Genomic DNA, 7,490 nt, shown 5'->3' with positions numbered 1-7,490 from the left:
GCGGGCAGCGCAGCGCGTCGAGCGCCTGCTCGACCTGGGTGTCGAGGTCCCACAGGCCCTGTGCGTCGATCTGGTCCTGCAGCGCCGTCATCTCGTCGGCGGTCTCCTCCGAGTAGTTGGCGGCGATCTCGTTGAAGCGGTCGAGGATGGCCTTCTTCTCCGCGACGCCCTCCATGGCGTTGCCGAGCACGTCCTTCTCGGCATCAAGCTCCGGCTCCTGCGGCAGGTAGCCGACGTTGATGCCGTCGGCCGCCCAGGCCTCGCCGACGAAATCCGTCATCTGCCCGGCCATGATCTTCAAGAGCGTCGACTTGCCTGCGCCGTTGAGGCCCACGACGCCGATCTTGGCGCCGGGCAGGAACGACAGGGAGATGTCCTTCAGGACCTGCTTGCCCCCCGGATAGGTCTTGGAGAGCTTGTGCATGTGATAGACGTACTGGGGGTTCGCCACGGGGCGTCTCTTTCCTTGCGCGGTTTCGGGAGTTGCGGGGGTTTTAGCGGATCGGCGCGGCGCACTCAATCGGGTCTACTTATCCCCGGGGATGCGCGACTGCGGCAGAATTGTCCTTTTTCACACGTTCGAGACGCCGGTGACGAAGTAGCGGCCGAGGCCGATGGTGAAGATCAGCCAACCCCAGAGCGTGTGCTCGATGAAGACCGCCCAGAAGGAGCGCGTCACGGCATAGCGCGCGGCCAGAATGAGACCGCCAAGGGCGGTCGCGGCGATGGCGAATGCAGAATTCATGACGATGTGCGCGTAGCCGAACAGCAGGCCGTTGACGATCACAACCAGCCACAGGTGCGTGCCGAACAGCGGGCCATAGCGGTGGAAGAAGAACGAGCGATAGAGCAGCTCCTGCGCCATCACCGAGAACAGCGGATAAGCCAGCATGATGTGCGTGTAGGTCTTCGGCCGGTTGGTCGGGAACTCGAGGAACCAGGCTGGATGATAGGTCTTGATCCACCACGTCGCCGCGCCGCCGATGATGACGAAAAGAACCAGTATCGAGAGCGCGTTGCGCCAGCCGAGCCCGCGCTGGAGCTCGTTGCGCAGGCGGAAGGTCGGATCGATGAGCAGCAGGAATGCGGCGATGAAAAGAACCGGCAGCAGCGCGACGAAGATCGGGATCTTCGTCCCGGGCGGGATGTACTCCGAGAGCAGCGGAATACGCTCGCCGTGCACGAGCCAGCCCATGACGATCGGCGCCGCGCCGAACAGGATCGCCATCTCGATCCAACGCCAGAAGCATCCGACCAATGACAGCGTCTCGGCGGAGGGGAGCGTCCCTCCGGCCTTGATGCGCGGGCTCTCGGTGGCGATTGCAGTCATCTGAACCTGACGGCGTGCCCGGTCCGGCGCGTCACGTCAAGCCCGGAAGCATGGTTCTGCGGCGCTGCCAGCGGCGTGCAATCTCATCGGCGATAACGCTCGCCGCGTCGAGCGGCGGATAGCTCCAGCTCTCGATGCGCTCGAACCGCGCCGGGGCGGCGCGCGCGATGCCCTTCGCGCGCAAGGCTGCGTGGAAGGCGGCGAACTTCGCAGCACCGCCGTCCGGCTCGAAGACGTAGATCGGCCGCCCGGTCGCCGCCGCCTCGCCTGCCATGTTGACGCTGTCGGCGGTGACCAGGAAAGCGTCGGCGTGGGCGATGAACTGCGGATAGGGATTGGGTCCATCGCCTTTCCAGAAGATGGCATCGGCGCCAGCGAGCGCGGCGTCAAGGGCGGCGACCAGATCGGCCGGCGTGCGGCGCGAGACGGTGAGCATGAGGCCGGCGCCGAGGTCGGCGAGCGAGCGCACGAGCGTCGCGAGCCTGTCGACGACAGGGCGCGGATAGAGGTAGCGGTCGTTCGGGCCGCCGACGAGCACGGCGATGCGCGGCGCCTTGAGCGCGGCGATGGCGGCATCCGGCGCGCCGCGGAGCTCGGCCAGACGCTCGGCCGAGAACCTGTGCGGCGCCGTCGGGGTCGCGATCACGTTCGGCCCGCGGCGCTTGTCGTGCTCAGGCACCCAGATGAGGTCGGCCGTGCCCGGCCCCGTTCTCGGGTCCATCAGGACGACGGTGTAGGTCTTGACGCCGGCCTTGCGCTTCAGCGCTCGAATGTAGGGCGTGGTCGCGCGGCCGGCGGCCAGTGCGATGTCGGGCCAGGGCGGCGCGAAGGGCGTGCCCGGCGCGCCGAACCGTTCGCGCGGCGCCACGGGTCCCCAGGGCGCCAGCGTCCTCCAAAGGCCCGTCGGCGCGACGCGCTTCCATTCGACGGCAAGGCCGAGGGCCTCCGCCACGCCGAGCGTCATGGCCTCGTGGCCGGCCTTGCCGTCGCTGATGATCCAGGCCTTGGCGCCGACCAGCGGGCGGGCGCGGTCGTCCGCCGCCTGTGTGGAGGTATGCATGCCGGACACCTTCGACGGTCGCGCCATGGCTGTCGAGTCCCTCGCAGGGTTGTAGATCGGGCAATTCCTTGTACGCTTCACGCAGGAAATCTTTGCATTTGTTGCGCGGGTGCCGTAGGCCGGAGACGGGCTTCTGCAGGAGGTGCCATGGCCCTTCGTCTCGACGCAACCGACCGGCGCATCGTGCGCGAGCTGATGGCCGATGGGGCGCTCACCAACGTGGCGCTGGCCCAGCGCGTGGGGCTATCGGCCCCGCCCTGCCTCCGGCGCGTGCGGGCGCTCGAGGATGCGGGCGTGATCCAAGGCTACACGGCGCTGGTCGACGAGCGGGCGCTCGGTTTCGCGCTGACGGCGTTCGCACTGGTCGGGCTGCACAGCCAGGCGGAACCTGATCTCAACGCTTTCGAGAACCGCGTGCTCGGCTGGCCCATCGTGCGCGAGGCCTACATGCTGTCCGGTGAGAGCGACTACATCCTGAAATGCGTTGCGCCCGACCTGCCCGCGTTCCAGGACTTCGTGCTCAAGGAGCTGACGGCGGCGCCCAACGTGGCGAGCGTCAAGACCAACCTCGCCATCCGCCGCGCCAAGCGCGCGCCCGGCGTGCCGCTGGCCGTCCCCGACAATGCGTGAGTAGGCTTAGCCAATGCGGATGTGGACACGCATGCCCCCGACAGAGCAGTAGGGACGCACCTCATGCAGTACATCGCGCTGATCGCCGTGATCGCCATCCTGCTACTTCAATTCAGTGGCGCGGTGCCGGACTCGAGCGTCGGTGGCCCAATGACCCTGGCGCTGGTTTTTCTCGGCGCGGCAATGGCCGTTGGGGTCCACGAGGCGTGGACGAACAAGCGGGGTGTGCTCGGCTGGATTGTGAATATCCCCGTCTCGCTCGTCGGCGCCTTCTTGGCCGCCGAGGTCGGCAACTTGCTCGTGATACCGATACTGATGCTCCTGCAGATACTCGGGCTCTCCAATCTGGAAGGGTCGCTCGCGGCCACAGGAGGTCTCCTGCTTTACGCTTCGTTGGCCGGCATGATGCTCCTCATGCTGCTGGGGTCGTGGCTCGCGTTGCAGTTCGTGAACCGGTGGCGATAAGTTTCTTGGTGGTGGGGGTGGGGATTGATCATCTAGAATTTGTCTTTATTTCCGGCCGAACGACGGCCGCTCCTGGCCCTAAAGTGACCTCGGCTGACGGCCGTCGATGATCGCTTTCGTGCTTGGGGCAGAACTCGCCTCACGCGTGAGGAACGGCAGGTTTACGTCAGCTTGCGCTTGGCGTAGAGCGCGGGGAAGAGACGCGTCCAGAGCGCGGTGATGGCGAGCGTGCCGGCGCCGCCGATGACGACGGCCGGCACGGCGCCGATGAGCGCGGCCATGGTGCCGGCGCGGAACTCGCCCACCTCGTTCGAGGCGCCGATGAAGACGCTGTTGACCGCCGTCACGCGGCCGCGCAGGTCGTCGGGCGTCGCGAGCTGGATCAGGGAGGCGCGCACGTTGACGCTGACCATGTCGGCCGCGCCCATGATGAACAGCGCCGGCAGTGACAGCCAAAGCGTGGTCGAGAGGCCGAACAGCAGGATCGCGAGGCCGTAGACGGCGACGGAGGCGAACATCACCTTGCCGGCGTGGTCCGGGATGGGGTGGCGCACGAGCCAGACCACCATCACCAGGGCGCCGACGCCGGCGGCCGAGCGCAGGAAGCCGAGCCCCCACGGGCCGACCTCCAGGATGTCACGCGCGAACACCGGCAGCAGCGCCGTGGCGCCGCCGAGCAGCACGGCGAACATGTCGAGCGAGATGGCGCCGAGCACGACAGGGTTCGAGCGGATGTAGCGGAAGCCCGCGAGCATGGTCTCGATGGACCGCGGCTCGGAGCTCGTCCTCTGCTGGGGCTTCGGGATCAGGAGCGTCAGCGTCGCGGCGGCCCCGAACAGCAGAAACGCTACCGCATAGGGCACGAGCGAGGAGATGCCGTAGAGCAGGCCGCCGACCGCCGGCCCGATGGTGAAGGAGGCCTGCATCGCCGACGAGTTCCAGGCCACGGCGTTGGGGAACGACTCGCGCGGCACGAGGTTGGCGGCCAGCGACTGCACGGCCGGCGTCAGGAACGCGCGCGCGACGCCAAAGAGAGTCAGGATGACGAACACGGGCCAGACGACGCCAGGGTCGGCGGCGCGGCCGGCGTGCACGAGCCAGAACGCGGCAAGGGCCGCCACGCACAACGCCTCGAGCGTCGTGGCAAGCCCCATGACGGTGCGGCGGTTATAGCGGTCGGCAACGGTGCCGGTGACGAGCACGAAAACGATGGCAGGCGCAAACTGCACCAGCCCGACGAGGCCTAGCAGGAAGGCATTGCGCGTCTCGTCGTAGATCTGCCAGCCGACGGCTACGGAGATGATCTGCGTCGCAAAGCCGTTCAAGAAACGCGCCAGCCAGTAGAGGCGGAAAGACCTGTAGGTGAAGGCCGATGGCGGGTGCGGGGAACTGGACGATACGCTTGTGTCCACGAAGGACCTCTTGTTGTTCTAGCGCACGATCAGCTTTGATTGAGCCGGGATCGCGCTCTAGCCTTTGATGAGACCAATGATTCACGCTTCGGACTGATAGGGTCCGAAGCGATCATGGTCTAGAGAGGCCGCTGTTCTGCCCTTGCCCGCACGCGTTTGAAAGAGCGAACAAGGTCACAGGACGCGGAGCTGGTGGGCGGCTGACTTGACCAGCGCGGTGCGGGCCGCGAGCGACTTCTGCCCCGCCACGTCGAGGTTCAGCGCGAAGAGGCGCGAAGCCCCATTGGCCTCGATCCAGCCAACGAACCAGCCGATCTTCTGATCGAACGCCCATCCGGTCTTGCCGGAGAGCACATGGGTATTCTCGGTCTCGATCACCATCGCCTCGCGCGTCAGCGCCTGCGCCCGCGCCGAAACCGGCAAAGCGCCGGCCCTCAGCCGGCCGAGGAACGCGATCTGCTCCAGCGCCGAGATGCGCAAGGGACCCGAGAGCCAGAAGCTGTCGATCTCGCCGACCGCGCGATTGCCGTAGTCGAGCGCCGTAACGAGCCGCGTCATGCGCTCCGGCCCCACCTTGCGGGCAACCTCCTGGTAGACCCAGATGGTCGAGTTGCGGAACGCTTCGCGCAGCGTCTGGTCGCGGTTCCAGGCGTCGATGGGTTTGCCGTCGAGCGTGCGCACCGTGCCGTCCCACTTGAATAGCGGCTCGTCGAGGCTTGCGACAACGCCCGTCTCCAAGGCGATGAGCGTGTGCGGGATCTTGAATGTCGAAGCCGGCAGATAGGCGGTCCGGATGCGCTCGAAATCGGAGGCGACCGTGCGCCGCCCGTCGGCGCTCTCGAAGGCCGCGACGCCGGTCTCGCCCGCGTCCTGGACCAGAACGGTGAGCCCTGGGGCGAGCACGACGTCGATGATGGGTGCCGCGGCCGGCCGGGCTGCTGCGGCGCGACCTGCAGGAATGGACGCCGCAAGCGGCACGGCGGCGAGCCCGCCGAGAAGCTGGCGCCGGTCCACGGCAATTTTAGAGGACGTATCGACGGAGGCCGCAGCCAGCGCCGGAGTGTCCCCCCGCCTGGCCGCCCGCGCCGTCACTTCCATTCGACCTTGAGCACCTCGTAGGAGCGCGCGCCCTTGGGCGTCGTCACCTCCGCGGTGTCGCCCTTGGACTTGCCGATGAGGGCCCGCGCGATGGGGCTCGAGATGGAGATCTTGCCGTTCTTCACGTCGGCCTCGAGGTCGCCCACGATCTTGTATTTGACCTTCTCGTCGGTGTCCTCGTCGACCAGCGTCACGGTGGCACCGAACTTGATGCTCGCGCCGGAAAGCTTCGCGGTGTCGACCACCTCGGCGCGCGAGAGCTTGTCCTCGAGCTCGGCGACCTTGGCCTCGTTCAGGCCCTGGGCCTCCTTGGCGGCGTGATACTCGGCGTTCTCCGAGAGGTCGCCGTGGGAGCGGGCCTCCGAAATGGCCTGGATGATGCGCGGACGCTCCTCGGCCTTCAGACGATGCAGCTCCGCCTCCAGCGACTTGAAGCCCTCGATCGTCATCGGCACGCGTTCCAGCGACATCGCTAAAGTCTCCCAATCGGCCTGGCCGGAAGCCAGCACCCTAATCCGTGAGATCCCTGTACTCTAATGGGACTTGGTCGCGGGATAACGCCTGACGCGGCCCAATCGTCTCAAGAGGCGCGGCCGACGTAGGCCTGCAGCGGAGCCACCTTGAGGATATCGGCCTTGAGCGCCTTGATCGCGCGCGTCACAGCGACCGCACCGGCCAAAGTTGTATAATACGGAATGTGGTGAAGCAAGGCCGTGCGCCGGATGTCCTTGCTGTCGGACACAGCTTTGGCACCTTCGGTTGTATTGAACACCAGCGCCACATCGCCGTTTTTCATGGCGTCCACGATGTGCGGCCGGCCCTCCAGGACCTTGTTCACAACCTCGCATTGCACCCCGTTGGCCTCGAGGTGGCGGCGCGTGCCGCGCGTGGCGATGACCTTGAAGCCGAGCTCCACGAGCTCCTTCAAGGGCGCCACGATGCGGTCCTTGTCGCTGTCCTTGACCGACACGAAGACGGTGCCGGCGGTCGGCAGCTTCTGGCCTGCGCCGAGTTGGCTCTTGGCGAAGGCGATCGAGAAATCGCGGTCGACGCCCATCACCTCGCCGGTGGAGCGCATCTCGGGACCGAGGATCGGGTCGACGCCGGGGAAGCGGGCGAACGGGAACACGGCCTCCTTGACGGCAACGTGATCGATCTCGGCGGGCTTCAAGCCGAAGCTCGCGAGCGGCTCGCCGGCCATGATGCGCGCGGCGATGGCGGCGATCGGCTTGCCGATGACCTTGGCCACGAAGGGCACGGTGCGGGAGGCGCGCGGGTTGACCTCCAGCACGTAGACCTCGTCGTCCTTGATGGCGAACTGCACGTTCATGAGGCCGACGACGCCGAGCGCCAGCGCCAGCTCGCGCGCCTGACGCTCAAGCTCGGCGACGATCTTCGGCGACAGGGAGTACGGCGGCAGCGAGCAGGCACTGTCGCCCGAATGGATGCCGGCTTCCTCGAGATGCTCCCTGATGCCGGCGACGCAGGTGTCCTT

Annotated in this window: 9 protein-coding genes; 2 read left to right on the top strand and 7 right to left on the bottom strand. The window is 66.9% G+C overall.

What is annotated here, in order from left to right; genetic code table 11:
* From IT540_RS03930 to IT540_RS03920, 3 genes are all read right to left on the bottom strand, one after another.
* Positions 1 to 451, bottom strand: a 451-nt coding sequence (locus IT540_RS03930; RefSeq protein ID WP_291173582.1) for an ATP-binding cassette domain-containing protein, incomplete at its 3' end; no start/stop codon positions are given.
* 120 nt (positions 452 to 571) lie between these two features.
* A complete protein-coding gene (locus tag IT540_RS03925) occupies positions 572 to 1,330 on the bottom strand; it encodes a CPBP family intramembrane metalloprotease (RefSeq protein ID WP_291173579.1) in 759 nt (252 codons plus the stop codon).
* A 31-nt stretch (positions 1,331 to 1,361) separates the two neighbouring features.
* Positions 1,362 to 2,417: a mitochondrial fission ELM1 family protein gene (locus IT540_RS03920; RefSeq protein ID WP_291173576.1), complete on the bottom strand. Its 1,056-nt coding sequence runs from the start codon at positions 2,415 to 2,417 to the stop codon at positions 1,362 to 1,364.
* 120 nt (positions 2,418 to 2,537) lie between these two features.
* Between IT540_RS03920 and IT540_RS03915 the strand changes: the two genes are divergently transcribed.
* Complete coding sequence (locus IT540_RS03915) at positions 2,538 to 3,020, top strand: Lrp/AsnC family transcriptional regulator (RefSeq protein WP_291173573.1); 483 nt, start codon at positions 2,538 to 2,540, stop codon at positions 3,018 to 3,020.
* A 63-nt stretch (positions 3,021 to 3,083) separates the two neighbouring features.
* Positions 3,084 to 3,485, top strand: a complete 402-nt coding sequence (locus IT540_RS03910) for a hypothetical protein (RefSeq protein WP_291173569.1) — start codon at positions 3,084 to 3,086, stop codon at positions 3,483 to 3,485.
* A 161-nt stretch (positions 3,486 to 3,646) separates the two neighbouring features.
* On the opposite strand, the gene IT540_RS03905 is transcribed toward IT540_RS03910, so the two are convergent.
* From IT540_RS03905 to IT540_RS03890, 4 genes are all read right to left on the bottom strand, one after another.
* Entirely contained in the window at positions 3,647 to 4,897 is a 1,251-nt protein-coding gene (locus IT540_RS03905) for an MFS transporter (RefSeq protein ID WP_291173565.1), read from the bottom strand.
* Between the two features lie 174 nt (positions 4,898 to 5,071).
* Positions 5,072 to 5,995 (bottom strand): penicillin-binding transpeptidase domain-containing protein, encoded by a 924-nt coding sequence (locus tag IT540_RS03900; RefSeq protein WP_291173562.1) that lies wholly within the window; start codon positions 5,993 to 5,995, stop codon positions 5,072 to 5,074.
* A complete protein-coding gene (gene greA / locus IT540_RS03895; protein WP_291173559.1) occupies positions 5,986 to 6,465 on the bottom strand; it encodes a transcription elongation factor GreA in 480 nt (159 codons plus the stop codon). Before greA ends, IT540_RS03900 begins: the two co-directional genes overlap by 10 nt.
* Positions 6,466 to 6,575: 110 nt before the next feature.
* Positions 6,576 to 7,490 (bottom strand): ATP-grasp domain-containing protein (locus tag IT540_RS03890; protein ID WP_291173557.1); only part of this gene is annotated, 915 nt, incomplete at its 5' end.

The organism is Hyphomicrobium sp. (assembly GCF_020852195.1).
Taxonomy (GTDB): domain Bacteria; phylum Pseudomonadota; class Alphaproteobacteria; order Rhizobiales; family Hyphomicrobiaceae; genus Hyphomicrobium_C.
This window is presented reverse-complemented; position numbering and strand designations above follow the sequence as displayed.